General features: G+C 56.7%; 28 protein-coding genes and 5 pseudogenes. 21 read left to right on the forward strand and 12 right to left on the reverse strand.

The window, feature by feature from the left end; genetic code table 11:
• Positions 1 to 3 precede the first annotated feature (3 nt).
• A complete protein-coding gene (gene hpaR / locus ACZ1HE_RS22740; RefSeq protein ID WP_472624884.1) occupies positions 4 to 462 on the reverse strand; it encodes a homoprotocatechuate degradation operon regulator HpaR in 459 nt (152 codons plus the stop codon).
• 86 nt (positions 463 to 548) lie between these two features.
• Entirely contained in the window at positions 549 to 1,430 is an 882-nt protein-coding gene (locus tag ACZ1HE_RS22745) for a formylglycine-generating enzyme family protein (protein WP_472624886.1), read from the reverse strand.
• Between the two features lie 255 nt (positions 1,431 to 1,685).
• Here ACZ1HE_RS22745 and ACZ1HE_RS22750 point away from each other — a divergent pair.
• Positions 1,686 to 3,297 (forward strand): annotated as a pseudogene (locus ACZ1HE_RS22750) (GMC family oxidoreductase).
• Positions 3,298 to 3,368: 71 nt separating this feature from the next.
• Here the strand turns inward: ACZ1HE_RS22750 and ACZ1HE_RS22755 are convergent.
• Positions 3,369 to 3,548: a hypothetical protein gene (locus ACZ1HE_RS22755; RefSeq protein WP_472625078.1), complete on the reverse strand. Its 180-nt coding sequence runs from the start codon at positions 3,546 to 3,548 to the stop codon at positions 3,369 to 3,371.
• Here ACZ1HE_RS22755 and ACZ1HE_RS22760 point away from each other — a divergent pair.
• Positions 3,468 to 3,930 (forward strand): annotated as a pseudogene (locus ACZ1HE_RS22760) (sulfopyruvate decarboxylase subunit alpha). The gene ACZ1HE_RS22755 and the pseudogene ACZ1HE_RS22760 overlap by 81 nt on opposite strands.
• Positions 3,927 to 4,481 (forward strand): sulfopyruvate decarboxylase subunit beta, encoded by a 555-nt coding sequence (comE, locus tag ACZ1HE_RS22765; RefSeq protein ID WP_472622080.1) that lies wholly within the window; start codon positions 3,927 to 3,929, stop codon positions 4,479 to 4,481. Before ACZ1HE_RS22760 ends, comE begins: the two are co-directional and overlap by 4 nt.
• Before the next feature lie 2 nt (positions 4,482 to 4,483).
• On the opposite strand, the gene ACZ1HE_RS22770 is transcribed toward comE, so the two are convergent.
• On the reverse strand, positions 4,484 to 5,371 hold the full coding sequence (locus ACZ1HE_RS22770) for a LysR substrate-binding domain-containing protein (protein ID WP_472624888.1): 888 nt from the start codon (positions 5,369 to 5,371) through the stop codon (positions 4,484 to 4,486).
• Positions 5,372 to 5,716: 345 nt separating this feature from the next.
• Between ACZ1HE_RS22770 and ACZ1HE_RS22775 the strand changes: the two are divergent.
• The 6 genes and pseudogenes from ACZ1HE_RS22775 to ACZ1HE_RS22800 form a co-directional block, all read left to right on the forward strand.
• Positions 5,717 to 6,339: pseudogene (locus ACZ1HE_RS22775) on the forward strand (trimethylamine methyltransferase family protein); the annotation flags it as partial.
• Positions 6,287 to 7,189, forward strand: coding sequence for a trimethylamine methyltransferase family protein (locus tag ACZ1HE_RS22780; RefSeq protein ID WP_472624890.1), 903 nt, complete (start codon positions 6,287 to 6,289; stop codon positions 7,187 to 7,189). The pseudogene ACZ1HE_RS22775 and the gene ACZ1HE_RS22780, both read left to right, overlap by 53 nt.
• A gap of 197 nt (positions 7,190 to 7,386) precedes the next feature.
• Positions 7,387 to 8,067 (forward strand): annotated as a pseudogene (locus ACZ1HE_RS22785) (mandelate racemase/muconate lactonizing enzyme family protein); the annotation flags it as partial.
• A gap of 113 nt (positions 8,068 to 8,180) precedes the next feature.
• Positions 8,181 to 8,354, forward strand: coding sequence for a hypothetical protein (locus tag ACZ1HE_RS22790; RefSeq protein ID WP_472624892.1), 174 nt, complete (start codon positions 8,181 to 8,183; stop codon positions 8,352 to 8,354).
• 16 nt (positions 8,355 to 8,370) lie between these two features.
• A complete protein-coding gene (locus ACZ1HE_RS22795; protein ID WP_472624894.1) occupies positions 8,371 to 9,105 on the forward strand; it encodes an SDR family NAD(P)-dependent oxidoreductase in 735 nt (244 codons plus the stop codon).
• Positions 9,102 to 9,836: an SDR family NAD(P)-dependent oxidoreductase gene (locus tag ACZ1HE_RS22800; protein ID WP_472624896.1), complete on the forward strand. Its 735-nt coding sequence runs from the start codon at positions 9,102 to 9,104 to the stop codon at positions 9,834 to 9,836. The genes ACZ1HE_RS22795 and ACZ1HE_RS22800 overlap by 4 nt, the downstream gene beginning before the upstream one ends.
• 3 nt (positions 9,837 to 9,839) lie before the next feature.
• On the opposite strand, the gene ACZ1HE_RS22805 is transcribed toward ACZ1HE_RS22800, so the two are convergent.
• The 5 genes from ACZ1HE_RS22805 to ACZ1HE_RS22825 are packed head-to-tail and all read right to left on the reverse strand — an operon-like array spanning position 9,840 to position 14,313.
• Positions 9,840 to 10,985 carry an NAD(P)/FAD-dependent oxidoreductase gene (locus ACZ1HE_RS22805; RefSeq protein ID WP_472624898.1) on the reverse strand — a complete coding sequence of 382 codons (1,146 nt, stop codon included), beginning with the start codon at positions 10,983 to 10,985 and terminating at the stop codon, positions 9,840 to 9,842.
• Positions 10,972 to 11,181 carry an NAD(P)-binding protein gene (locus ACZ1HE_RS22810; RefSeq protein WP_472624900.1) on the reverse strand — a complete coding sequence of 70 codons (210 nt, stop codon included), beginning with the start codon at positions 11,179 to 11,181 and terminating at the stop codon, positions 10,972 to 10,974. Before ACZ1HE_RS22810 ends, ACZ1HE_RS22805 begins: the two co-directional genes overlap by 14 nt.
• The gene (locus ACZ1HE_RS22815; protein ID WP_472624902.1) at positions 11,178 to 12,674 is read right to left on the reverse strand and encodes an aldehyde dehydrogenase; all 1,497 of its coding nucleotides are present in this window, start codon (positions 12,672 to 12,674) and stop codon (positions 11,178 to 11,180) included. The genes ACZ1HE_RS22810 and ACZ1HE_RS22815 overlap by 4 nt, the downstream gene beginning before the upstream one ends.
• Positions 12,675 to 12,677: 3 nt before the next feature.
• Positions 12,678 to 13,553, reverse strand: a complete 876-nt coding sequence (locus tag ACZ1HE_RS22820; protein WP_472624904.1) for a dihydrodipicolinate synthase family protein — start codon at positions 13,551 to 13,553, stop codon at positions 12,678 to 12,680.
• A gap of 49 nt (positions 13,554 to 13,602) precedes the next feature.
• A complete protein-coding gene (locus tag ACZ1HE_RS22825; protein WP_472624906.1) occupies positions 13,603 to 14,313 on the reverse strand; it encodes a GntR family transcriptional regulator in 711 nt (236 codons plus the stop codon).
• Between the two features lie 210 nt (positions 14,314 to 14,523).
• On the opposite strand from ACZ1HE_RS22825, the gene ACZ1HE_RS22830 reads away from it, so the two are divergent.
• The 3 genes from ACZ1HE_RS22830 (at position 14,524) to ACZ1HE_RS22840 (ending at position 17,078) form a co-directional block, all read left to right on the forward strand.
• Positions 14,524 to 15,474, forward strand: a complete 951-nt coding sequence (locus ACZ1HE_RS22830) for a GlxA family transcriptional regulator (protein ID WP_472624908.1) — start codon at positions 14,524 to 14,526, stop codon at positions 15,472 to 15,474.
• An 84-nt stretch (positions 15,475 to 15,558) separates the two neighbouring features.
• The gene (locus ACZ1HE_RS22835) at positions 15,559 to 16,290 is read left to right on the forward strand and encodes a sulfotransferase-like domain-containing protein (protein WP_472624910.1); all 732 of its coding nucleotides are present in this window, start codon (positions 15,559 to 15,561) and stop codon (positions 16,288 to 16,290) included.
• Positions 16,291 to 16,508: 218 nt separating this feature from the next.
• On the forward strand, positions 16,509 to 17,078 hold the full coding sequence (locus ACZ1HE_RS22840) for a TetR/AcrR family transcriptional regulator (protein ID WP_472624912.1): 570 nt from the start codon (positions 16,509 to 16,511) through the stop codon (positions 17,076 to 17,078).
• On the opposite strand, the gene ACZ1HE_RS22845 is transcribed toward ACZ1HE_RS22840, so the two are convergent.
• On the reverse strand, positions 17,075 to 17,494 hold the full coding sequence (locus ACZ1HE_RS22845; protein ID WP_472624914.1) for a helix-turn-helix transcriptional regulator: 420 nt from the start codon (positions 17,492 to 17,494) through the stop codon (positions 17,075 to 17,077). The genes ACZ1HE_RS22840 and ACZ1HE_RS22845 overlap by 4 nt on opposite strands.
• Here ACZ1HE_RS22845 and ACZ1HE_RS22850 point away from each other — a divergent pair.
• The 8 genes and pseudogenes from ACZ1HE_RS22850 (at position 17,474) to ACZ1HE_RS22885 (ending at position 23,701) form a co-directional block, all read left to right on the forward strand.
• Positions 17,474 to 17,872 carry a hypothetical protein gene (locus ACZ1HE_RS22850; protein ID WP_472624916.1) on the forward strand — a complete coding sequence of 133 codons (399 nt, stop codon included), beginning with the start codon at positions 17,474 to 17,476 and terminating at the stop codon, positions 17,870 to 17,872. The genes ACZ1HE_RS22845 and ACZ1HE_RS22850 overlap by 21 nt on opposite strands.
• A gap of 69 nt (positions 17,873 to 17,941) precedes the next feature.
• The gene (locus tag ACZ1HE_RS22855; protein ID WP_472624918.1) at positions 17,942 to 19,036 is read left to right on the forward strand and encodes a pyridoxal phosphate-dependent aminotransferase; all 1,095 of its coding nucleotides are present in this window, start codon (positions 17,942 to 17,944) and stop codon (positions 19,034 to 19,036) included.
• The gene (locus ACZ1HE_RS22860; RefSeq protein ID WP_472624920.1) at positions 19,033 to 19,920 is read left to right on the forward strand and encodes a thiamine pyrophosphate-binding protein; all 888 of its coding nucleotides are present in this window, start codon (positions 19,033 to 19,035) and stop codon (positions 19,918 to 19,920) included. The genes ACZ1HE_RS22855 and ACZ1HE_RS22860 overlap by 4 nt, the downstream gene beginning before the upstream one ends.
• Positions 19,859 to 20,644 (forward strand): thiamine pyrophosphate-dependent enzyme, encoded by a 786-nt coding sequence (locus ACZ1HE_RS22865; protein WP_472624922.1) that lies wholly within the window; start codon positions 19,859 to 19,861, stop codon positions 20,642 to 20,644. The genes ACZ1HE_RS22860 and ACZ1HE_RS22865 overlap by 62 nt, the downstream gene beginning before the upstream one ends.
• Positions 20,645 to 20,653: 9 nt before the next feature.
• Positions 20,654 to 21,241 (forward strand): DEAD/DEAH box helicase family protein, encoded by a 588-nt coding sequence (locus tag ACZ1HE_RS22870; protein ID WP_472624924.1) that lies wholly within the window; start codon positions 20,654 to 20,656, stop codon positions 21,239 to 21,241.
• Entirely contained in the window at positions 21,234 to 21,518 is a 285-nt protein-coding gene (locus ACZ1HE_RS22875) for a hypothetical protein (RefSeq protein WP_472624926.1), read from the forward strand. The genes ACZ1HE_RS22870 and ACZ1HE_RS22875 overlap by 8 nt, the downstream gene beginning before the upstream one ends.
• A complete protein-coding gene (locus ACZ1HE_RS22880; RefSeq protein ID WP_472624928.1) occupies positions 21,508 to 22,215 on the forward strand; it encodes an HAD-IA family hydrolase in 708 nt (235 codons plus the stop codon). The genes ACZ1HE_RS22875 and ACZ1HE_RS22880 overlap by 11 nt, the downstream gene beginning before the upstream one ends.
• Positions 22,212 to 23,701 (forward strand): annotated as a pseudogene (locus ACZ1HE_RS22885) (aldehyde dehydrogenase). Before ACZ1HE_RS22880 ends, ACZ1HE_RS22885 begins: the two are co-directional and overlap by 4 nt.
• 10 nt (positions 23,702 to 23,711) lie before the next feature.
• Here the strand turns inward: ACZ1HE_RS22885 and ACZ1HE_RS22890 are convergent.
• Positions 23,712 to 24,053: a RidA family protein gene (locus ACZ1HE_RS22890; protein ID WP_472624930.1), complete on the reverse strand. Its 342-nt coding sequence runs from the start codon at positions 24,051 to 24,053 to the stop codon at positions 23,712 to 23,714.
• Between the two features lie 85 nt (positions 24,054 to 24,138).
• Positions 24,139 to 24,660, reverse strand: a complete 522-nt coding sequence (locus ACZ1HE_RS22895) for a MarR family winged helix-turn-helix transcriptional regulator (protein WP_472624932.1) — start codon at positions 24,658 to 24,660, stop codon at positions 24,139 to 24,141.
• 96 nt (positions 24,661 to 24,756) lie between these two features.
• Here ACZ1HE_RS22895 and ACZ1HE_RS22900 point away from each other — a divergent pair, with 96 nt between their 5' ends.
• Positions 24,757 to 25,857 carry a cytochrome P450 gene (locus tag ACZ1HE_RS22900; RefSeq protein ID WP_472624934.1) on the forward strand — a complete coding sequence of 367 codons (1,101 nt, stop codon included), beginning with the start codon at positions 24,757 to 24,759 and terminating at the stop codon, positions 25,855 to 25,857.
• Positions 25,858 to 26,004: the final 147 nt, after the last annotated feature.

Genomic DNA, 26,004 nt, shown 5'->3' on the forward strand with positions numbered 1-26,004 from the left:
TTTCTACAAGTCTATCGCCTGAACCTCTTCCAGAAGGTCCAGCAGCTGTTCAAGCTTGTCCTCGCCAAATTCGGTCCGCAGCCGCCCATATACCGCGACGCTCGCCGGATGGTGTTTTTCAATTAACTCTCTTGCGGCACTGCTAATGCGCACGATCTTTGATCGGCGATCATCGTCATTCTGAATGCGAACGACATGACCGTCCGCTTCCATGGACTTTAGAATACGTGTCACACTGGACAGCAGCAGGCAGGCCTCGCGCGAGATCGCAGTCTGATCCATCGGGCCATTTTCCGCGAGAATGCGCAGAATGCGCCACTTTTGCTCGGTCATTCCAATTTCAGCCAGCAATGGTCTGATGGGTTCCATGATATGTTCGCGTGTCCGCAACAGGGCGATCGACAACGCGCGGGAAGTCGGTCGGTCATCCAAAGAATACGTACCAGAGTTGGGGCTTGCCATGTCCTGTCCTTTTTGCGCGAAACGCGAGTACCCGCTTGTTTTCTGAAAGTCAAAACTCCAGTGGAAAAAACAATCACCAACCCATCTCAATCAGGCCAGACAACCCGAAATCCGTGATGCGTCGTCGCACTGTCAGGCGACGTCCCGGACCGGGCGGCGATGCGATACCGATAGCAATATGACCGATGGCACAAATAGGATCCACCCTTTGACAGTTTGTACCCCTTCATTCCTGCCAATCTGGATTGCACGTGCTTTTTCAAGGACTTGATCCGAAACGGCTCGCTGGTCCACTCCCAAACGTTTCCTACAAGGTTGTAAAGACCAAAACCGTTCGGTTCAAAACTGCGCGCCGGAGCGGTCGCCAGATAACCGTCTGCTCCGGTGTTCAACTTGGGAAATTGCCCTTGCCAGATATTGCAGGGCATAAACTCGAAATCATCCGGCTCCCGGTCTCCCCAAGGGAACATGACATCTTTCTGACCACCGCGTGCAGCGTGTTCCCATTCTGCCTCTGTCGGCAATCGGCCACCCACCCATGCCGCATACGCCTGAGCATCATTCCAAGAGACATGCACCACTGGGTGATCGGCACACCAGGCTTCCGCCTGTGTGCCCGGGCCATAGATATCCCTCCAGTTGGCACCGTCTTCGCGACGCCACCATTCCGCACCTGGGACCGCTTGCTTTGGCCCTACACCTTCGGGCAACTGAGACCAAAAAACAAACGACCAACCAATTCGCTCGGCTTCGGTGATATAGCCGGTAGCCTCGACAAAAGCCTGGAACTGCGCGTTTGTCACCGTGGTTGCGCCCATAAAGAAGGGTTTGATCCGTTTTGTTCGAAGCGGGTCTTCTCCGTCGTCTTTAATTATTGGGGTTTTGGTGCCGGTCAGGGCGGTTCCACCGGGGATTGCGACGGCATCCTGCATTTGAACTTGGCCCGGTATCGGAGGAGAAACCGCCATAGATGATCCGCCGAAAGAGTCTACGGAACAACATACTGGTGTTTTTTGGGTTTCGTTCATGTCCAAGACTTATTGTGATCCGCGCACCTGGTCCAGACCGTTGCGCTCAAGAGGTCGGAGTTACAGGACCAAACCCGACTTACATCTTCGATTGTTGTCTCATACTCTGACCGACAATTCCCTCTCTTTCCAATCAAGGTGGACCGCCTTACCGTTGCTGACGAAACCGAGACGCAATTCAGACGAGATCAACGCATGACAGCCGAGCCACTGGATGGAGAATATGACTACATCATTGTGGGTGCCGGAACCTCGGGGTGTGTTCTAGCAAATCGGCTGACCGAAGACCGCAACATCCGCGTCCTGCTGTTGGAAGCAGGAAAATCCGACAACTATCATTGGGTGCATATCCCCGTTGGATACTTGTATTGCATTGGGAACCCGCGAACAGACTGGATGATGAAAACTGCCGCCGAACCTGGTTTGAACGGCCGGTCTTTGGTTTATCCACGGGGCAAGCTTTTGGGTGGCTGCACTTCCGTCAATGGAATGATCTACATGCGCGGACAGGCAGCCGACTATGATGGCTGGCGTCAGATGGGCAATTCCGGTTGGGGCTGGGATGATGTCCTGCCGTACTTCCTGAAATCCGAAGATCATCACTCCGGGGATACCGACATGCATCGCTCAGGGGGTGAATGGAAAGTTGGCACGCAACGTCTGAACTGGGAGATCTTACGCGCAGTTCAAGAAGGCGCAAAGGAATTCGGCATAATGCCGCGTCCGGACTTCAACGACGGCAACAACGAAGGATCAGGTTTTTTTGAGGTCAATCAAAAAGCGGGGGTGCGGTGGAGTACAGCCAAGGGATTTTTGCGCCCTGCCCTCAGCCGCCCCAACCTGCGCGTAATAACCGAGGCCCACACCGACCGCCTCATCCTAGAGGGCAAAGTCGCACGCGGCGTTCAATTCCGGCATCGGGGGCAAACAATCGAAGCCCACGCAAAATCCGAAGTATTGCTCGCAGCCTAGCGCCATAAACTCTCCCAAGATCTTAGAACTGTCAGGCATCGGTGAACCGAAACTGTTGTCCAAACTGGGAATTGACGTTCTTCATGCAAACTCTAACGTCGGTGAAAATCTGCAAGACCACTTGCAAATCCGGACAGTATTCAAAGTCCAGAACGCGAAGACCCTGAACACGATGGCGAACAGTTTCTGGGGCAAGGCGCGAATTGCCTTAGAATATGGATTACGGCAAAGCGGACCGATGTCCATGGCACCAAGCCAGTTTGGAATGTTCACGAAATCGGACCACTCGCAGGATACTCCGGATCTTGAGTATCACATTCAACCCCTGTCCACTGACAAACTCGGAGACCCATTGCACCCCTTCCCGGCAATCACTGTTTCAGTGTGCAATTTACGACCCGAAAGCGTTGGTTCCTGTCATATTTCCTCTCGAAATTTGGAAGAGCACCCTGACATAAGACTGAACTATCTATCGGCCACAAAAGACAAGATCGTGGCCGCAAAATCCGTTCAACAGGCCCGGATGATCATGACAGCCAAAGCATTGGAACGTTTTCATCCCAAAGAAATCCTGCCGGGACCTTCAATTGTCAGTGACGAAGCTTTGCTGAAGGAAGTCGGAAATATTGCCACAACAATTTTTCACCCCGTTGGGACATGTCGGATGGGTGCTGACGCAGCATCTGTTGTAGACCCGGAACTTCGGTTGCGTGGAGTTGGCGGCCTGCGTGTCATCGACGCGTCGATCATGCCAAAAATCACCTCTGGGAATACTGCTTCACCCGTGATCATGATCGCTGAAAAAGCAGCCGATATGATCCGTGACAATAATTGAACCCCGCAAGCCTAGGGTTCGACGCCACTAAAGCTGGACTTTAGACTTTAGAAAGAAATTTTGCTTTGCAGTTAAGCCGCGCTTGAGAAATAGAAGGTGGAGAAATCTGAAACTGGAAACCGCCCATGACCATAGACGCCCGGATAACGGATGATCTGATCTCGAACGGGATCGAATTCGTCACCACCGTACCCTGCAAACAATTGGCCGGGGTGATCGAGGAAATCGACGCCCGCCCTGAAATCCACCATGTCCCCTCGAACAAGGAAGACGAAGGGATGGGCCTGTGTGCTTGGCGCCTGGATGGGTGGCAAACGCCCCGCCATCATCATGCAAAACACCGCCATCGGGGTGACCATCAACACCCTGGCGACGCTGATTCAGTACTATCGCATGCCACTGCCGATGCTGATTTCATACCGTGGAGAGTTGCGCGAACCGGTCGCCTGCCAGGTCGAAATGGCCGTTCACACCAAGGCGCTTCTGGCGCAGCTGAACATCCCAACCTACCATTTTCATTGGCAAAAAGACGTCGAAGAGCTGGATAACATCCTGAAATATACCTTCATGTGCAACAAGCCCGTGGCGATCCTGACCGACGCCAACTTCTGGGGAGGCTATGGCGACCAATGATCCGTTCAGAAATTCTTAAAGAAATCGCTCCTATCCTGCGCGAGCAGCTTGTGGTGTGTAACATCGGTATCCCCAGCCAGGAGCTGCACGCAATCGATGATCAGCCCAGCAATTTCTACATGCTGGGGACGATGGGACTTGCGTCCTCGATTGGCCTGGGCTTGGCTTTGGCCCAACCCAAGCCGGTGGTGGTGATTGACGGCGATGGCTCGATCCTGACCAATCTGGGGACCTTGCCGACGATCGCCAACAATGTGGCGGACAACTATGTGCTGCTGATCATCGACAACGGGTCATATGGCTCGACCGGGGATCAGCCGACCTATGCGGGGATGAAAACCTCGCTGACGGCGATGGCGCGCGCGGCGGGGTGCGAGAATGTGGTCGAATGCCAAGCGGAAGAGACTGGCGCGGCACTACAAGCGGCGCTGGACAGCGGCAAGATGACCATCATCGTCAGTAAATGCGAAAGCGGCAACGCAAAGATGCCCGTCATCACCATGGACCCTGTCGTCATCAAAGACAGGTTCATGAAGGCCGTCATAAGCTGATTTCAATTGGTGTCACGCGTATCGCTGACGATGCGCGTGACAGCAGCCAACAGCCCTTCGACCAACCTGGTCTTGGCACAATCAGCACGGGTCAGAATTCCCAATTGTCGATCCAACCCATGGCTCTGCAATGGAATCCGGCGCAAAGCGGAAAAGGCTGCATCAGGCACGCAAATATCGGGAACAATGGAAACTCCAAGATCGTGAGCCACCATACTGGCAACAGACTCAAGGGAATCTAGCTCCATTGTTGCTTCGACAGAATACCCGGCCTTGCTCAGCCACTGATCCGCCAATTGCCCGACCGTCGCCCTGCGACTGTGTCGGATAAAAGGACGGGACCGCAATAACTTGTCCGCATCTGTTTCGCTCACTTCCGGAGCAGCAATCAAGACAAGTGGCTCTGTGGCGAACGGTCGCCAGTCAAAAATCGGATCCAAGTGCCCCGCCGTTGCCAAAATGGCTGCATCCAATCCACGGCGCTCGACTTGTTCGGCCAACTCTTCGGACAATCCCGGCACGACCCTGACGTGAAGTTGAGGGTAAGTTTCCACCAACTGCTTAAGAACCCGCGGCACAAGTTCGCGCATAGTCGACTGAACAACACCCAGAGATAACTCCCCATACAGACGAGCTTCGCCAATCAAATCATCTACCATCTGATCATAGTCTCTAAGGATGGCGCGCGCCCTGGGCACAAGCGACAATCCAGACGCGTTCAGACGCGGTGACCGTTCTGAACGATCAAATAGTTGAGTCTGAAGAAGGTCCTCAAGCTTTCGCATCTGTTGCCCAACAGCGGCTTGGCTGACGCAAACCTGATCCGCCGCCGCGGCGAAGCTGCCTTGGTCCGCAATCGCAACCAACGTTCTCAGGAGAGTTAGTGACATGCTCCTGCTTCTCTTGAATTTCAGAAAATTACAAGGTGCCGGGTTAACCTCATCGCTTTCCAGACCCCTTTCGTGGCCTTCATAAGCCGATTCGCCACTCAAACCTTTAGACCACGTGCAAAAGCCAGTCACGATTGAGAAAGCATCAGGATTGCCGTTCACAGCAAATCAGATGTCGGTTTTTGCATTCACATTTCGGAAATCTGCACGTCAAACGATGTTTCTCAAGGGCATCCTGAATTCAAACAGGAGATCGCCCCCATGGCTCAAGTTGCAACCGCTCCCCGCACGCGTTCGGGTGGCAGACAAGCTCGTCGTGCACTTCGCACGGCCCCGAAATTTGACATGCTTCCCGGCCTGACCGCAACCATCCCACTGTGCGAGGTGATGGACGGGGCCCAAGTCGAACTCATCGACAACGCCTCGATGGACATCCTCGAAAATGTCGGTGTTCAGTTCCGCGACCCCATCGCATTAGAGGATTGGAAAAAGGCAGGCGCCAAAGTCGAGGGCGAGTTGGTGTTTCTCGATCGCGGATTGGTCCGCGAGCTGATCACAACCATTCCGTCGGACTTCACCTACCACGCCCGCGACCCCAAAAAGAACGTGCGCCTCGGGGGCGACATTCGATCTTTGTGCCGATGACCGGCGCGCCATTCCTGCGCGATCTGGATGACGTGCGCCGCAACCCGACGCTCGATGATCTGGCGATGTTCCACAAGCTGTCGCACATGATGCCAGCGCTACATTCCTCGGCCCACCACATCGTGGAACCTTACGATCACCCCATCAGCCAGCGGCACCTGCGCATCACCTATTCGTCGATGAAGCATTCGGACAAGACGTTCATGGGCATGACCACCTCGCCCAAGAACGCCGAGGACGTGATGGACATGTGCGCGATCCTCTTTGGTGATGAGTTCATGGAAACGCACCCCGTCACTACCGGCAATTGCAACGGCAACTCACCGCTGGTGTGGGACGAGACTATGCTGGGTGCGATGCGCGCCTTCTGCCGTCGCAATCAACCGGTGCTGTGCTCACCCTTCGTTCTTGGTGGCGCCAACACGCTCGGCCTCGGTCCCCGCAACGGTCGCGCAGTTGAACGCCGAAGCCCTCAGCGCGCTGGCTTACACCCAGGTGATCCGCAAGGGAGCCCCCGCGATCTATGGCCACTACCTGTCGACCGTGTCGATGAAATCGGGCGCCCCGATGGTCAGCACGCCCGAGATCAGCCTGATGAACTTCATGATCGGTCAGATGGCGCGGCACTATGGTGTTCCATGGCGTACCTCGAACACGCTTGGCGGGGCCAAGACGTTCGATGCGCAGGCCGGGTATGAATCAGCGACGACACTGCAAGCTGTTATGCATGCCGGTGCCAACTACATCTGGCACAGCGCTGGCTGGAACGAAGCCGGGATGCACTGCTCAACAGCCAAGTTCATCGTCGACGCCGAACAATGCGCGATGGCCTATCGCATGGCCGAAGGACCGAAGTGGGGCGATTTCGATCAGGCCCTTTCTGCCGTTCCGGATGTAGGGCCGGGTGGCCACTATCTGGGGCACCCCCATACCCAAGAGAACTTCCAAGAAGCGTTTTTCATGCCCGACATGTTCGACAACAACTCAATCGAGCAATGGGTGGCCGAAGGCAGCATCGAGATCACCGAACGTGCCCTGAACCACGCCCGCAAGCTGCTGTCAGAGTATCAGGAACCAACGCTAGATGTTGCCAAGAATGAAGAGCTGCTGGATTACATCGCACGACGCGAACGAGAAATTCCCGCAGCCGACGAGTTGAACCAACACCTCTAAACCAATCCCCTACTGGCTCGCCTTTCTAACTGGGCGGGCCTTTTTTCCCTTTGAGGCCCCGCATTGAAAATCGCCGAAATTCACATCTATCAACATGACCTCCCGGTTCGGAACGGCCCCTATACGATGGCCAAGGCGCAGGTTTGGGCGTTGGACACAACTCTGGTCAAACTTGTTTCTGACACGGGTCTGGTTGGGTGGGGGAAGCCTGCCCCGTTGGGCCAACCTACGCCGAGGCACATGCCGCTGGCGCACGGGCCGCACTGGTCCAGATGACCCCGGACCTGATCGGGACCGACGTTTCGCCGTTGACGTTGCACCGCACAATGGATGGTCTGCTGAACGGCCACAATTACGCCAAGGCGGCCATCGACATTGCAGCGCATGATCTGCTGGGCAAACACTTGGGCATCAGCGTGTCCGAGTTGTTGGGAGGGGCGGCAACGTCTCGAGTGCCGTCCTACTACGCCACCGGCGTCGGTAAACCGGATGACATCGCCCGTTTGGCAGCCGAAAAGATGGCCGAGGGCTACCCTCGCCTGCAGATCAAGGTTGGCGGACGCCCGGTCGAGATTGACATCGAAGTCATTCGCAAGGTCTGGGAGGTGGTCAGAGGCTCGGGCATGCGTCTGGCGGTCGATGGCAACCGGGGTTGGACCACACGCGACGCACTGCGGGTCAGCCGCGAATGCCCCGACATTCCCTTCATCATGGAACAGCCCTGCAACACGATCGAAGATCTGCATAAGATCCGCCCTCAGATCACGCACGGCCTTTACATGGACGAAAGCTGCACCTCGCTGAACACGGTGATCACCGCCGCCGGAAACGGGTTGGTCGATGGCTTCGGGATGAAAATCACCCGCATCGGCGGACTCCATCCGATGCGCGCATTCCGTGATATCTGCGAAGCGCGCAACCTGCCCCATACCTGCGACGACAGCTGGGGGGCGACATTGTTGCCGCCGCCTGTACACACATCGGTGCCACGGTGCGTCCCGATCTGCTCGAAGGGGTTTGGCTCGCCGCGCCTTACATCGAAGGGCACTATGATCCCAAAAACGGCATCCGTGTCGAGGGCGGCCACATCAACGTTCCAACGGGTCCAGGCTTAGGCATCAATCCGGATGAGACCCTGTTCGGGTCGCCCGTCGCGCAATTTTGACAGCAGGAGGTCGAGCATGGAGTTCCAAGGAAAACGAGCCCTCGTCACCGGTGCCGCGGGTGGTATCGGAGCCGCAATCGTCAACCGTCTACGCGGCGCAGGGGCGCAGGTTGCAGTGGCGGATCGCATGACGGATCAGATCGAAGCGGACGCTCACCTGCCCGGTGATCTGTTGGACGCAACCTATGCCAACGGCCTACCTTCCGCGGCAATCAGCGCACTTGGTGGGTTGGACATCGTGATCAACAACGCGGGCGTCATCACGCGTGGAACTGTAACTGAAACCTCTGACGACGACTGGACCCTTTCCATGGGTGTCAACGTCGAGGCCCCTTTCCGCATCTGTCGCGCTGCGATCCCGCTGATGGCGGAAACCGGCGGGGGTGCAATCGTCAACACCGCCTCTTGCTGGGGCGGCAAGGCGCCCGGGCCAAACCACGCGCTTTACTGCATGACCAAGGCGGCAATAGCGTCACTGACCCAATGCATGGGGATGGATCATGCGCATCAGGGCATCCGCATCAACGCTGTCTGCCCGAACGAGGTGAATACGCCCATGCTTCGCAGCGGGTTTGAGAAACGCGGATTTGATCCTGACACAGCCGTTGTGGAGCTGGGTAAATCCGTGCCTCTGGGTCGCATAGCCGAGCCTGAAGACATCGCGGATGTGGTGCTGTTTCTGGCCTCGGACGCCGCGCGTTACATGTGTGGAGCGCTGGTCGAAGTAAACGGAGGCAAGCCGGTCTCATGAAACGGTTCGACGGACAAGTTGCCTTGGTCACCGGCGGGCGCAGCGGCATCGGGCAGGCCATTGCCCGGCGCCTACGAAATGAGGGCGCACAAGTCTTCACAGCGCAGCGTGGCACCGACCCCGAGTTCGACTGCCTCACGGCTGATTTCTCGGACCCGGCCACGCCCAGCAAGGTGATCGCTGATGTGATTGGCAAAACAGGCCGTCTCGACATCCTCGTGAATAACGCAGGCATGATGCAAGAGGCGCGCGTCGAGGATATGAGCCTTTCTGATTGGAACAGGACGCTCACCATCAACCTCACCGCGCCATTTCTGATGATCCAGGCTGCACTGCCCCGCCTGCGAGACACGAAGGGTAATATCGTCAACGTGGGTTCCATCGAAGGGTTGGGGAGCAATCCGGGCCACGCCGCCTATTGCGCTTCCAAAGCCGGGCTACACGGGCTGACACGTGCAATTGCTGTGGATCACGGTCCCGAAGGCATCCGCTGCAATGCCGTTGCCCCCGGCTGGATCGACACCGAATTGAACGAGGATTTCATCGACAGCATGCCGGACCCGCAGGCATTTCGCCGCGATATCGCGGGCATCCATCCCGTCGCTCGCACCGGCAAACCCGAAGAGGTCGCCGCCCTCGCGGCTTTCCTCGCCTCGGCTGACGCAGGTTTTGTCACCGGGCAGGTCTACACCGTCGACGGCGGACGCATGGCTCAACTCAGCCTGCCCTAACCCCTACTCCTTGCCCGAGCGCCATTCCTTCCACATGAGATAGGTGTTGGCCCCCAAGGCAGCGAAGGGCTCGGGCGGCAGTCTCGGCATTTCAGGCTGCGCCAGGAAATGATCGGCAATGGCCGATTGCCCCTGCACGATCAGTTCGGCAATGCCCATCCCTTGTAATGTTCCCCGCGCCGTGCCCAACCCGTTCTGGCAGCAGGCAGAGTAGACGCCTTGTTCGAGCTCGCCAAACGCAGCCGACCCATTTCGGCTGAGGCAAAGCATCCCGGCCCACCGATGTTCCATCCGTACACCATTCAGGTGCGAAAATCGCTCGCGGAACTTCCGGTCATGCACCCAACCCGCGTTGCGCACTCGCATGGGGCTGGTTTCTATAGTGGGATGAAAACTGGCGCAGGTTCGGATCAGGATGCGGTCGCCATAGCTGCCAGAAATCCGACGCACGGAAGTTCCCATCGGGTCAGCGGGGGTGACGCCCCAACGAGCTTGGCCACCCAGAGTTTTCGCCTGATCCTCAGTAAGTCGTTCGGTTAGCGAGGCATAAAGGCAGATGTGCATCAACTGACGTTGATAAAAGCCAAAGCTCTCTAGATGCCCATTGTTGGCCAACACGACGGTTCCAGTGGTGATCTTGCCTTTGGGTGTCATCACCTGCCAGCTATTGCCATGACGTTCGAACCGGATCGCAGGCGTATTCTCAAACACATCGATCTGACCCAACAGAAGTTGGGACAATCCACGAATGTACCCTGCCGGTTGGAGCATCACCGTACCAGGGCAAAACACACCCGATGTGTAATGCGGGCTACCCGTGATCTCGGCGATCTGCGTTTTGTCGAGGTACTCGCAAGGCTCCCCCAAACGCTTTAGATGTTCGACATAACCGCGGTTATGCCTGTCGCCCGCCCGGGTTGCGGCCGCATTGTACTTGCCGCACGGGTCAAATATCTCATCCGGCATTTGGCATTCTGCCGCGACCTGTTCGGCAAAGCCAATCGCGCGCCGGTTCAGCGCGATTTCAGCCCGGTCAGCCTCCAACCCGTCGCCCGCATAATTGTCGGACGACAAATCATGCGGCAGGTCGATCATAAAGCCCGAGTTTCGCCCCGCTGAACTGTCCGCAAAACGGCTAAGCTTCGACAACAGCAATCTTCAGGTTGGGGTCCAGCTGGTGCAGCCGCCGCGCCGTGCTAAGCCCAGCAAAACCACCACCGATCACCGTGACGTCGACGGTCAAGTCCTGCTCCAGCACGGGCAATGCAGGTTGCTCAGGCAGGATGGCGTTCCACCCTGCTGGCCCCGTTTGCCTCGGTAATCGTTTGGCAGTGTAGCCGGTCAATCCACCGCCTCGTCTTCGTCATCTGCCAGATCGATCCAGATGGTTTTCAGCTGAGTGTACTGATCATGGGCATGGACCGAGTTGTCACGACCGCCAAAACCGGACTGCTTGTATCCGCCAAAGGGCGTGGTGATGTCCCCTTCACCAAAGCTGTTGACCGTCACCGTGCCAGCCCGGATTGCCCGCGCACCCCGGATGGCGCGTTTGGCGTTGGCGGTGAAGATCGAAGCGCAGAGGCCATAGTCAGTGTCATTGGCAATGCTGATGGCTTCGTCAAAACCCGACACTTCAATCACCGACAGGACGGGGCCGAAGATCTCTTCTCGCGCCAGGACCGCGTCGTTGCCGGATACCTCGACAACCGTCGCTTCGACAAACCCATCCTGGGCTTTGCCGCCGATCACCACGTTTTCGGCCTGTTCCAGATAGCCGCACACCTTGGTGTAATGCCCTTCGCTGACCAGTGCACCCATACGGGTTTCGGGGTCCAGCGGATCGCCGATGTTCCAGTGTTTGGCGTGATGCGCGATACGTTCCAGCAGCTCTGCCTTTACATCTTTGTGCACGATCAGCCGCGAAGAGGCCGAGCAGTTTTCGCCCATGTTCCAGAACGCGCCGTTCACCACGTGCGCCGCGACGCGATCGAGGTTTTCAGCATCGTCCATCACAATGGCCGGGTTCTTGCCACCCATCTCCAGCACCACCTCTTTGGCGTTGCTTTCTGCCGAATACCCAAGGAACCGTTTGCCCGTGACAGTCGAGCCGGTGAAGGACACCATGTCGATGTCAATGTGACGACCGATTGGCTCGCCCACATCGGCGCCGCCACCCGGCACGATGTTCAGAACCCCGCGAGGCAGGCCAGCCTCCATCGCCAGTTCCGCCAGGCGCAGGGCGGTCAGCGTGGTCTCGGTCGCTGGCTTCACCACAACCGAACAACCTGCGGCGAGCGCCGGGCCGATCTTCCATCCCAGCATCAGCAGGGGAAAGTTCCACGGTAGCACCAGACCCACAACGCCGATGGGCTCGCGCACAACCATGGCGATGTGATCATCCGATGCAGGCGAGACCTGATCATAGATTTTGTCGATCGCCTCGGCATGCCATTTGATGCAGTGAATGGTCTCGGGCACATCCACCGTCTCGCAGTCGTAGATCGTTTTGCCACTGTCGATGCTTTCTATCACCGCCAGTTCACGTGCATTCCGGGTCATCAGCTTGCACAACCGGATCAGCACGTCCTTGCGATCCGACGGATGCATCCGAGACCAACGACCGTCCTCAAACGCCTCACGCGCCTTTTCGACGGCAAAGTCCACATCCTCGGCCCCGCACGCGGCAATGTCGGCAAGTTTCTCGCCCGTGGCGGGATTCGACGTCTCAAACGTCTTACCCGAGATCGCCGGGCGATAGGCTCCGTCGATGAAGGCCCCGGTTGGCGGGGTCAGGTTTGCGGCGATGGATTTGTATTCGTCCTGAGTGAGCAGCGACATGATTTATCCCTCCGCCTCGATATCTGCGATTTTCTGTTTCAGCACGCGCGTGACCTGTTCCAGCGCGCGCTTATCGTCCTTGTTCAGCCCTTTGAGCGGCGGGCGCACAACACTGGCCTCGATCCCGTTCATGGTGACGCCGTGTTTGATGGTCTGGATGAACTTGCCGCCCTGCTCCAACACCCGCATCAGCGGCATCATCGCCGACATGATCCGGCGGCCCTTGGCAAAGTTGCCCTCGATTACGCAGGCATTGTAGAGCGCCACATGTTCACGCGGCAGAAAGTTCGACCCGCCACAAACCCAGAACGGCGCGCCCCAGGCAAAGAATTCGAGCGCCTGATCATCCATGCCACACCCCAGTTGGATGTGAGGATAGTCCCGCGCCAGCAGGTGCACCCGATTAATATCACCCGAGCTTTCCTTGATGCCGCAGAAATTGCGTGACCGGCCGACACGGTCCAGAAACTCCTCTCCCATCATCGTGCCGGTGCGGTGCGGATAGTTATAGAGCATGATCGGCAGGTCAGCTGCCTTGTCGATGGCCAATGCGTTCAACGCGTTCTCGCGATCGGTGGGCACCGAATAGGGCGGGCTGGCGAGCAGGATGGCCTCGGCACCCATGTCCCGTGCTCCGGATGCAAGCGCAATGGAATCCTGCGTCAGCATGGCTCCGGTGCCCACAACCAGCGGCAGACGTCCTTTGAGCTGCTGGTGCGTGAACTTGGCCAGCTCCAGCCGCTCTTCGACGGTTTGGGCATAGTTTTCGCCGGTCGAACCGCCCGAGATTAGGCCGTGCACGCCGTTTTCGATCAGGTATTCGATCACGTTCGCCAAGCCGTCCCAATGGACGCTGCCATCCGCGTGATAGGGGGTCACAACAGGCGTGTAGATCCCTTTGAATTCGAACAGGGAGTCATGATGGTCCTCAAGCAGGTGTTTTTCGTGTGACCGAGCCCAGTTGCACGTCGAGCCCGGCGGGCATGACGAACAGTTCAATCTGGTCTCGGGACAGGTTCCAATGGTCGATGGCCAGTTGCGCAGCAGCCACCTCATCGCGCGCTTCAATGGCGGCGATGATGGCGTCGTGTTGGGCGCTGGCCTCGGACACGTTTTCAACCATCTGCGCGTCTTGCGGGCGGTAGAAGGTCATCGAGATGCGCGCATGATCGATCAGCAGGCGCTGGAACGAGGGGAGCAGATAGATGTTGTCCGCCATCTCTCCGGTCACCTCGTGAAAACGGTTGTTGGCCATGGCGCGGTCTGCGCCAGACCCCGAACGCAGTGCGGATTTGAAAACCTCTTGCGCCGCCTTCAGGTCTTCGACCTGTTCGGAACGCGCGTTTTGTGCCGCCAGTTGCAGCACCGCGCCATAGATCATCGGTGCGGCCAGAAAGAAGTCGCGCAGGGTCATGTGGGACATCTCGCTTACCCGCGCACCGCGGTTTTCACGCAGATCAACGTACCCCTCGCCCGCAAGCTGGCGCAGCACTTCGCGCAAGGGTGTGCGCGACAGCTGAAATTCGTCCGACAGCCGACTTTCATCCAGATCGTCACCGGGCCGCAGATCCAAGGTCATGATCGCGGTCTTGAGCCAATCATAAAGTTCGGCTTTGCGGTTCTTCGCGGCGTCCTTCACCAGCACCTCCCTGAATCGGTTGCGAAGTTGACGAACGCTCTATCGCATAAAAATACATATTGTGTACACAGTAAAAAAATGTTGTGTGCAAAATATAAGTAGCGTACCCCGCATTATCTTGCCGCGCAGTCGAATCTTGGCTTAGCCTGAGACCTGCGTCGCAGGACAAAACAGACGCCACGCCCCGGTAACTTTGAATTGGGTCACGCCATGTCCAAGACACAGCACTTTGTCTTTCTTCTGGTCGAAGAATTCTCGCATCTTGCGTTTTCCTGTGCGGTCGAGCCTTTGCGCATCGCCAACCTGGTCAGTGGTGAAGAGCTGTATCGTTGGTCGTTTGCCTCCGAGAATGGTGAAACGGCGACCTGTTCGAATGAATCGGTCACGTTGGTTCACGCGCGCTTTGACAACCTGCCCCGATGTGACCAGTTGTTCGTTCTTTCCGGCATTCATATGCGCAACCACGTCTCAAAACCGTTGCTTGCCGCATTGCGACGCGAACGGGTGCGCGGCACGTCTATCGGCGCCTTGTGTTCGGGAGCATGGGTTTTAGCCCAGGCGGGATTTCTCGATGACATGCAGGCCGCGATCCACTGGGAATATCACGACAGCTTCATGGAAGCCTTCCCCGAGGTGAATCTTGTTCGCAGCGTCTTTGTAGCAGACGAGAAACACATGACAGCGTCCGGCGGAACCGCTACGGCAGATCTGATCCTGCATCTCATCGAGCAGGACCATGGGCACGACCTATCCGTCGCTGTGGCGGATCAGATGGTCTATAATGCCGTTCGCAATGCCACAGCAGAGCAGAAGGTGTCGCTTCAGTCACGCAACGGTATGCGAAACGCACATCTGACGAAAGCGATTCAGATCATGCAGAACCACATTACTGATCCAGTATCCCCAACTGTGATCGCAGAGCTGGTTGGCATTTCGACGCGACAACTGGAACGGCTGTTTGGTAAATACCTGAACACATCACCAAAAAAGTACTTTATGGAAATGCGTCTGGATCGTGCCCGCAATCTGCTGGTTCAAACCGAGTCCTCAGTCACCGAGGTCGCGTTTGCCTGCGGCTTCGAAAGTCCTGGTCATTTCTCACGCGTGTATCGGGCTGCCTTCGGCGTAACACCAATGTTGCAGCGCGGACGGATTTCTTGAAACTGAAACCACGCTATTTGGATTGACAGTGACGCAAATAACTCTTTCGCTGTCATGGATTTTTTGTTGGTTGTGAGGGTTCCAATGCACAAGATCTATGCCCTGTGGTCCCACCCACGTTCGATGTCCACTGCCATGGAAAGGATAATGCGGGAACGCGGGGACCTTGATTGTGCTCATGAACCCTTCATGTACGATTATTACATCAATCGCAGTGTCAGAGAGATGCCGCATTTTGACGTCCAGGACGACCACCCCAAAAGCTATGCGGCCATTCGTGACATGTTGCTGACGCGGGCGGAAGAGCAGCCCGTATTCATCAAGGATATGAGCTATTATGTCATGCCGCATATTCTGAACGATGAAGTGTTCGGTGATCGGCTGGTGAATCTCTTCCTGATCCGCAATCCCGTTGCTTCGATCCTTTCATACTTCAAGCTGGATCCTGATGTTACTTGTGACGAGATTGGCATCGAACAGCAGTGGCGTCATTACCAGGCTCTCGTTGATTCTGGGCAAACCCCTTGCGTCGTAGAAGCCGAGGCTGTTCGCCAGGATCCTCAGACGACTCTGGCCTCAGTTTGGAAACAAATTGGATTGCCCAACATTCCGGCAGCATTTGATTGGCACGATGGCCCACCCAAAGACTGGGAACAAGTCGAGAATTGGCACGCAGATGTTGGTCGGTCCAATGGTATCCGACCTTTGACCCTTGAGGATCTGAACAAGCAGGATACTGCTTTTTTGGAATGGCCCAGAAAGAACCCAAACTTCTCAATCTTCTTGAACACCATGCTCCGTACTACTTTCGGTTAAAAGCGCAGGCGGTTTTTCAAGCGTGCTAGTACACCGTCGGCGCCAAGAAGCATCTTGTGCGCCCGCGCATACAATACTCGGACCAATAGTCTCTTGCGGCCCAAATACATCTATGTACACGTTGGACGTTCAGGATGGACAGCATATTGGATAGATCGACCAAACTCCGCGGCCGGGGGCCCAGTCGAACCAGCCGAGAGGACTGGATTCAAATAGCGTTGGACACATTGATTTCCGACGGGGTGGACAGCGTCAAAGTCCTGACCTTGGCCGAGAAACTCGAATGCGCACGATCCAGTTTCTATTGGTTTTTCAAAAATCGTACCGACCTGTTGAACGCGCTGCTCGATCACTGGCAGTCGACCAACACCAAGGCACTGGTCGAGAGCACCAAAAGACCGGCCGCTACGATCAACCTGGCACTGGTTCAGGTCTATGGCAGTTGGGTTGCAGACGGTTCGTTTGACACGCAACTTGATTTTGCGATCCGCGATTGGGCCAGACGGTCGGGCAGTGTCCGGCGGGCGTTGGACATCTCAGATGCCGCAAGGCTGGACGCTTTGGCAAAAATGTTCGAGCGCTTTGGCTATCCGCAGTCCGAATCCGAGACCCGAGCGCGGATCACCTATTTCACTCAGATTGGGTATGACGCATTGGACCAACGCGAAACGATGGAAACGCGGGCCGCACGCGGGTGGGACTATCTTTATTGCATCACTGGCAAAAAACCCACGGATGAGGAATACGAAGCCCTTCGAAACGTGGTCTGGAAAAACGAAAACACCTAAGAGCCGGTGTTACACAGCATGAAGAGCGCCGATTTTGAATTGATCCCCAATTTTTCATAAGCTCGTTTTCGGTAGGTCAAAACGGTGCTCGGTGCCACGTTCAACTCCCATGCGATGGCATCTGCGGTGAGACCCCGGAGCATCCCTTCACAAATTTCTTTTTCCCGCGCAGACAAAGAGTTTAACGGGCTGCGCACCCTTGCCCCGTTGCGTTCAGAAAAATGGAGCAGCACGATTTGCGCAATCGCGTTCCAGAAATCCAGTCGCAGACTGTTTTCACTGATGGAGAAGCGCCCATTTTCCGTGAACCGGAAAAAGTTCATCGCGATGACGTCGTCGTCTCGGCGAGCGATAATGGTCAGTCGATCACCAATACCACCAACTGCAAAAGTCTCATGAGCGCCTACGTCTTCCATCGTCGTAATGAGAGTTCTTCCGGTCTGTCTTACCTGCTCGATCGCAGCGCGCGAAGGGTCGCTTTTGAACCCATCACGCAGATAGGTTTGCACCATGTTCTGCACGCCTTTGGCGTGGCGTTCATTGTATGTCAGGTAACACTGCGGCCTTGGGGTTTTGTAGGAAAAGACCATACATTGATCCGCCTTGATGACCTGTTCAATCAGCTCCAGAAACTGCGTATTGAAGCCCGGCGTGCCAATCGACTGCAGACAGGTCGAAAAGATGTGCAGAAAGTCGGGCGCACCGGGGCCGCTAAAAAAATCTTCCAAGGACATAAGGGCACAATGCGCGGACAGACATTCAAAGGCAACGGCACCCGTGTCCCCCCTGAATAAGGACAGACGACACGGACGCTCTGCGATAGACAAGCCGCAACGCAACCGAATTCATGGATGCCCCCAGACATGACTCAATCAGATACCAGTGGTTACCAGGTCGGCCTCTCCGCGGCCGAGGTCCAAGACCTTGCGCCCGACCAGCCGATCACCAAGCTCAGCTCGAATGAAAACCCCTTTGGCCCCTCTCCCGCCGCCGTTGCAGCAGCACGTGATGCACTGGTGGACGCCAATATCTACCCCGAACGCACGGACGTGGCCTTGTGTGAGAAACTGGCCGAGTTTCACGGCCAGAACATGCAGACCGAACAGTTTTTTTCCGCCAACAGCGGGGTCGAGGTTCTGTCTCTGATCGAAGAGGCGCTGACGGAACCCGGTCAACGTGCCATCATCTGCCCGCCCTGTTTTGGCGCCTATACCGGCTCTCTTCTTAAGAAGGGCGTTGTGGTGGACAAGGTCGATCTGGTTGGCCCCGATTTTGGCGTCGATGTCGATGGCATCCTGAACGCGATCACACCGGACACCCGGCTTGTCTATCTTTGCAATCCCAACAACCCGACCGGCACGTATTTTGGTGCGGACGTGCTGGATGCCGTCCTGGATGGGCTGCCGGATCAAGTGACCCTGATCTATGACGAGGTCTATTTCCAATTCGCGACCGAGTTCGACCTGCCCGATGCGCTGCATCATGTGCGTGACGATCGAAACATCGTAATAGTTCACAGCTTTTCCAAAGCATATGGGCTGGCCGGGATGCGCGTCGGTTATGGCATCGCGCCCGAACGGATCGCAGCGCAAATCCGCAAGCGCAAGCGCAGCTTTCACCTGAATACGATGGGCATGGCCGCTGCTATCGCTGCTTTGGACGACGCCGCACATCTGGACCGAACAGTGAAGAACAACACGAACGAACGCGCGCGCCTGTCCGAAGCGCTGACCGAAATGGGTTTCGAGGTGAGCAAAAGCCAAGCCAACTTTGTCATGTTTCGATGCCCTGAAGGCAAGGATGCCAAGTCTTTGACAAACGAACTGGTGACCCATGGCGTCATGGTCCGGCCCGCATTCGACCTGCCCAATTATATCCGAGCCACCGTTGGCCTACCGGATGAAAACACCCGACTGTTGAACGCGCTCAGATCGCTGCAAGACAAGGCACAGGCATGACCCAAGAAATGACCGGCGGCGAAGCGGCCGTCCTATCGCTCCACAATCACGGCATAGACACCATCTTTGGCCTGCCCGGTGTACAGAACGATTGGCTTTATAACGCCTTCTACGATCACCGCGCGAAGTTCCGCATCATCCATACCCGCCACGAACAGGGCGCGGCCTATATGGGGCTGGGCTATGCGCTGGCCAAGGATGAACCAACCGTGTTCAACGTGGTGCCCGGTCCAGGGCTGCTGAACGCAACTGCCGCGATGTCGACAGCTTACGCGTTGAACGCCAAGCTGTTCTGCCTGACCGGCCAGATCAGTTCGCGCGCCATTGGCAAGGACTGGGGTGAACTGCATGAAATCAACGACCAGTTGGGCGTGATCCGTGGGCTGACAAAATGGGCGGATCGGGCCAATGCGCCCGCCGAAGTGCCGGGATTGATCCACGAAGGGTTCCGCCAGATGCAGTCGGGTCGTCCCCGACCGGTCGGGCTGGAAATCCCGATGGACGTTTTGGCGGCTGAAGCGCCTGTCGATCTTCTGTCCGGTGAAATCAAAGGCGAAGAGCCTGAACTGGACGAGGACGCAATCGAAGCGGCCGCCAAGCTGCTGGGTCAGGCCAAAACGCCTATGATCTTCGTGGGCAGCGGCGCGCAATCGTCGAGCACCTTGGTCCGAGAGCTCGCCGAAACCTTGCAAGCGCCCGTTGTGGGTTATCGCACCGGCATGGGCGTGGTCGACGCGCGTAGCTATTTGTCGCTGCACCAACCCGCGGCCAAGGTGCTGTGGGACAAAGCGGACGTGATTCTGGCCATCGGCACCAACATGCGTGTGCTTAGCCCGCAAATGGATCAAGGGCCACGCACCAAAGATTATCCGCATCGACGTTGACCCCGACACGCACGACAAGTTCTTTACCCCGACTTGCGCCATCACGGCCCGTGCTGAACGTGCATTGCCCGTTCTGATGACCCGGTTGGAACGGCACAACCAGGTTCGCGCCTCGCGCAGAGACGAGCTGCTGGAAGCCAAGGCAAAATGGGCCGAACGGTCGGCGGTGCTGGAGCCGCAGCTGAGCTACCTCAAGGTGATCCGCGAAGAGCTGGGAGAGGATGGCATCTTTGTCGACGAACTGACACAGGTGGGTTTTGCCAGCCGCATCACCTATCCGGTCTACAATCCGCGCACCTTCATCTCGACCGGCTATCAGGGCACGTTGGGGTACGGTTTCCCCACAGCGCTTGGTGTCAAGGTCGCCCGCCCGGACGTTCCGGTGATCTCGGTTTGCGGTGATGGGGGGTTCATGTTCGGAGTGCAGGAACTTGCCACCGCCGTGCAACACAAGATCCCGTTGATTGTGCTGCTGTTCAACAACAACCAATATGGCAACGTACAGCAGATGCAAAAGAACAACTATGGCGGCCGGGTGATCGCGACCGATCTGCACAACCCAGACTTTGTTCGCATGGTCGAAAGCTTTGGTGCGCAAGCCCTGAGGGCCACCACGCCGGAAGAGGTACGTACTGCCATTCAGCAAGGCAAGCGCACCACGGATGTGCCAACAGTGATCGAGGTACCGTTCACCGAAATGCCAAGCGTTGATCAATTCCGCTAAGGGGGCCACATGAGCGACACTCAGATCATCATTCCCAAGGACAGCCCCATCAGAACGCAGCTGGAGCATGCGGTATCAACCCGCCGCATGATTTTTGTCGCGGGCCTGCCCGGCACTGGCAAAAGCCTGATGTTGCAGCAGATCATCCTGTTGGCGGATCGGGCCGGGCGCCGGGTGCATACAATGCAATGGGACGCCGCGCGCCGCCCTTTTGAAACGCCTCAGTGGCTGGAAAAGTACCCCGAGGTCGACAACCTGACCCACCCGGGCATCCGCAAGGCCGTCGGTCTTTGGGTGCGCGATGGCGTGATGAATTGGCGCGCGCAGAACAGCGATCCGGCCGAGCTTTTGGTGGCCGAACTGCCCGTTGTTGGCGGACGATTTACCGAGTTGCTGCACCAGTTGGATGACGAAGCAGAGGCTCTGCTCGGCTCGGACCAGGCTGTTTTCTTTGTCCCGATCCCGCGCGCCGAAATCCGCCGCGCCATCGAAGGGTTTCGAGCCGATACCTTTGCCAACCCACGCAACGAGCAGGAAACCAAGGACGCCCCCCGAGATCGTTCAAAACGATTGGCTCGACATCCGCCGGGTGCATGACCTGTGGACTGATACGCAATGCGATCCGGCGACGGCCCATGTCTATGACGCGCAGATCTATCGCTTCGTATATGACCGCCTGATGCGGCACCGCAACTTGCAGATCCTCGACATCGACAGAACGTTCGAAACCAAAGGGTCAGCCTATGAACGCACCGTCCCGGTGAAAGAGCTGGCGGCAACTGACGCAGAGATCACCGTCAGCTTTGCCCTTCTGCAAGACAAGTTTCCTGGTGACAGCGTCAATCCAGCGGTGGAGGCTTGGTATGACTATTGAACCAGCCGAAGCGCTGATCCTCGATTTTGGCAGTGTCGTCACGCTGACCATGTTCGAAACGCACCGCTTCTCAGAACGCAATCTTGGCCTGCCAGAGGGTAGCCTGACTTGGATGGGCCCGTTTGATCCGGACAACGATCCGCTTTGGACCGCTATGCAACGTGACGAGATCACCGAGCGCGACTATTGGCTGACCAGAGCACACGAGGTTGGGCAAATGCTGGGTGAAAAATGGACCGAGATGGCGCAATTCGTCATCGCGGCGCGCGGCAAAGACACCGAGCAAATCATTCGTCCCGAAATGGAGCCATTGGCGAAAATCGTGAAATCCTCGGGCAAGAAGCTGGCGATCTTGTCAAACGAACTGGACCTGTTTTTTGGCAAGACCCTGCGCCAATCCCTGCGCTTTCTGGACCATGTCGATGTGATCAGCGACGCGACCTACACCAAGATCTTGAAACCGGACCCCCGCGCTTATCAGGCGTGCCTGGATGATCTGGGACTTGAGGCACATCAATGCGTCTTTGTTGACGATCAGATGCGCAATGTAGTGGGCGGACAAAAGGCAGGTTTGCGTTCGCTACATCTGGACGTGAAGTCACCGCTTGATGCGTTCAATGCTGCGCTGCTTGAACTTGGGATCGAAGCCCAGTTCACCGCGCCCGGGCAAATGAACTGGCCAAAGGAGCCCTCATGACCCTCGATCAAACACGTATCGACGCTTTACGCGCCCTACCTGTGGCACAGGGGTTGAACTTCATTGATGGTCAAACCAGCGCCGCGGGGGATGGCACGATCCTGCCCGTGATCTCTCCTATAGACGGATCGCATCTGACTGATCTGGTGGCCTCTGGCCAGTCCGAAGTTGACCGCGCCGTCGCCGCCGCACGGCAGTCGTTTGAGGCCAGGCATTGGTCCGAGATGCCTCCGGTAGAACGCAAACGCATCTTGCTGAGATGGGCCGATCTGATTGAGGCAAAGGCTCTGGAACTGGCAGTACTGGGAGCGCGCGACAATGGCACGGACATCCGCTCCGCGCTCAAGGGTGAGCCGCTCTCTGCAGCTCAGACCATCCGTTTCTATGCCGAAGCGATCGACAAGCGGAACGGGGAAATTACACCAACTCGCAAAGATGTCCTGTCCTTGATCGACCGAGAACCGGTAGGAGTTGTGGGGGTCATCACGCCCTGGAACTTCCCGCTGATGATCGGTGCCTGGAAGCTGGCCCCTGCACTTGCCGCGGGAAACTCGGTGGTGATCAAGCCGTCCGAAGAAGCCAGCCTGACAACCTTGCGCATCGTGCAACTGGCGCATGAGGCTGGGTTGCCGCACGGCGTGCTGAACGCGGTCACTGGACGTGGCATTGACGTCGGCGCGGCCATGGGATTGCACATGGACATCGACGTCATGGCCTTTACCGGTTCGGGCGGCGTGGGTCGGCGGTTGATGGAATACGCGGCACAATCCAACCTGAAGCGGGTCTATCTGGAACTTGGCGGCAAGTCCCCAAACATCGTCTTTCCCGATGCGCCTGATCTAGACCGCGCGGCAGCGGAATCGGCGGCTTCGATTTTTCGCAACAACGGGCAGGTCTGCGTCGCTGCCTCGCGATTGATCGTTCACCGCGACATCCACGATGATTTCCTATCCAAGGTTCGGGAACACGCTCTGAAGTTGAAGATCGGCGATCCTTTGGACTTGGATCATTCAAATGGCGCGCTCGCCACAGCAGCGCAGCTGAGCAAGACACAATCCGCTGTGTCCCGCGCATTGCGTGAAGGAGCTGAACTGTGGACAGGTGGCCATCAACTTCATATCGAAAGCGGTGGTTTCTACCACGAACCAACAGTGCTGACCGGCGTGACTTCTGCCATGGACATCGCAAAAAACGAGGTGTTTGGTCCGGTACTCGCCGCCCGCAGTTTCGAAACTGAGGACGAGGCAGTAGCGATCGCCAATGAAACTGTCTACGGCCTGTCGTCGGTGGTCTGGTCGCGCGACATTTCTCGCGCACATCGCATGTCGCGACGCATCAGATCCGGCACTGTTCAGGTGAACTGTTTCAGCGGCGCGGATGTGACCTCGCCGCTGGGGGTGTAAAGCAATCTGGCAATGGCTCGGACCGGTCATTGCATGCGCTTGAGAAATACGAAAACCTCAAGGCAACCTGGATTCAGCTTTGAGCCTTTAGGCTCAAGGCATGGCAGCGATCACAAGGATTTCGACCTTCAGGATCTCGCGGGCCAGCTTGGCCTCGCCACAGGCGCGAGCAGGGGCAAAACCGGTGGGTACCCAAGCATTCCAGACCGAATTCATTTCGGCAAAGTCTGACATATCCGCCAACCAGATCGTAGTTTGCAGCAGGTGTTCCTTGTCAGTGCCAGCCTCGGCCAGCAGGGCGTCCACCTTGGCCAGGCAATCGCGGGTCTGTTCGGCAACAGTTTCACCTTCGGCAACCTGCCCACTGAGGTAGACAACCCCATTGTGCTTGACGATCTTACTGGCGCGTTCGGTGGTGTGAAAACGTTCAATCATGGGCAGTCTCCAATACTGGCCGGATGTTTAGTGTCGCCCCCACTCATCAATTCAAAGCAAAAAGCGCAACCCTCCAAGTGAACATTCAAGTCTTATTTTCGCTGCCGTCCAAATTTTCCAGAAGCTTGGTCAAAAGCCGGTTCAAATCGGCGACGTCATCCTTCGTGAAGCCCCGCAAAAGATGCCTTTGACGGTCCAGGGCTGAAACAAGAACGTTGTCATGCAACTCTTGCCCTTTATCGGTTAAAAACCACTCTTTGCGACGTTCGTCGGGGCTGTTGCATTGCGCTTGGGCCAGACCGGCCAATTCTAGCCGCCCCAAACTGCGGCTCACAGCACCTTTGTCTATGCCAATGGTGGCGCTGGCGTGGGACACACTGCTGCCCGGATCTCGGGTCAGGGTCACCAACATTCGCCAATCCATCGCCCCAATACCGAATTCACTCTGGTAATGACGAGATGCATTCCGGGTGAACCGATTGGCGGCAAAATTCAAAAGGACAGTTGGTGAACGTGAGAAACTCAACGTTTGCCGACCGCAGCCATCATCACCTTGTTCCACCTCTGTCAGGAACATCTCGTTCGGCAGATTGTCTATATCTGTCATCCTAGCCTCGCTTTCCGGCGACCCTAGCCAAATTGGATTGACTCAACAACAGCTCCTGTGTTGACATGACAACATGTGACATGAAAGGTCAGCCAAATGTCCAAAGCGCCAGTCTATGACATAGATCCAGACGCGTTCTGGAAAGATCCATATCCGGACCTGAAAAAACTACGCGAGGATGCCCCCGTTGCCTTTGTTCCACAATTGGGGGCAATCCTGATCACGCGTCGTGACGACATTTTTGTAAACGAAAAGAAGATCGACATCTTCTCGTCGACACAGCCCGAGGGTCTAATGACGCGACTTATGGGCCAAAACATGATGCGCAAGGATGGCGACGCTCACATGGCTGAACGTAAGGCAATTTTTCCCACGGTGTCACCTCGTACGGTTAAAGACGTCTGGAAAGCACAATTCGTCGAGTTGACGGATACCACGCTGACTGCCCTGCGCCCCGTTGGCCAGGCAGACATGGTGATGGACATCGCCAAACGTATCTCGGGCGATGCGCTGCGTGTGATGACCGGCTTGACCAATATGACATGGCAGGAAATGGATCGAACCAGCCAAGGCATGATTGACGGCTGCGCCAACTATTCAGGCAACCCAGAAATCGAGCAAAGGTGCCACGATTGTACGGCCTCAATCGACCGCCACATTGCCGAACGCAAACCTGAACTTGCAGCAAAGCCTGATACGTCGCTTCTGTCCGTGCAAATGCAAGCCGGACTGTCAGACGAGCAAATCGGTGCCAATATCAAACTGGCGATCTCGGGCGGACAAAATGAACCACGTGACGTGATCGCCGGGGCCATCTGGGCGTTGTTGACCCATCCTGATCAACTAACAGCAGTTCAGTGCGGGCAGGCCAGTTGGATGGACGTGTTCGAAGAATATGCACGCTGGATGTCTCCAATCGGAATGTCACCGCGCGAGATCACTAAATCTTATGAGCTTCATGGTGTTTCTTTGACACCGGGTGATCGAGTGTTCTTCATGTTTGGGTCAGGAAACCGGGATGAGCGCGTTTTTGAACGGCCTGATGTATTTGACTTGTCCCAAGACCATGGCCCATCAATCGCTTTTGGGGCAGGCCCTCATTTTTGCGCAGGAGCACTGGGCTGCCAGAACGTTGATCGCCGACGTTGCCTTGCCGATGATCTTCGATCATTTGCGCGGTCTGAAGCTAGCAGGTGATGTGCCATTCAGAGGCTGGGCATTCCGAGGTCCCGTAACAATGCCCGTGACTTGGGACAGCTGACCCCATCGCGGTGCAATCAAAAACCCAATCTAAAGAGCGGGAACTTTGGGCAACAACAAAAAAGAATTTGGGAGAGTTGCACC

The organism is Falsiruegeria sp. JB4-1, assembly GCF_055693495.1.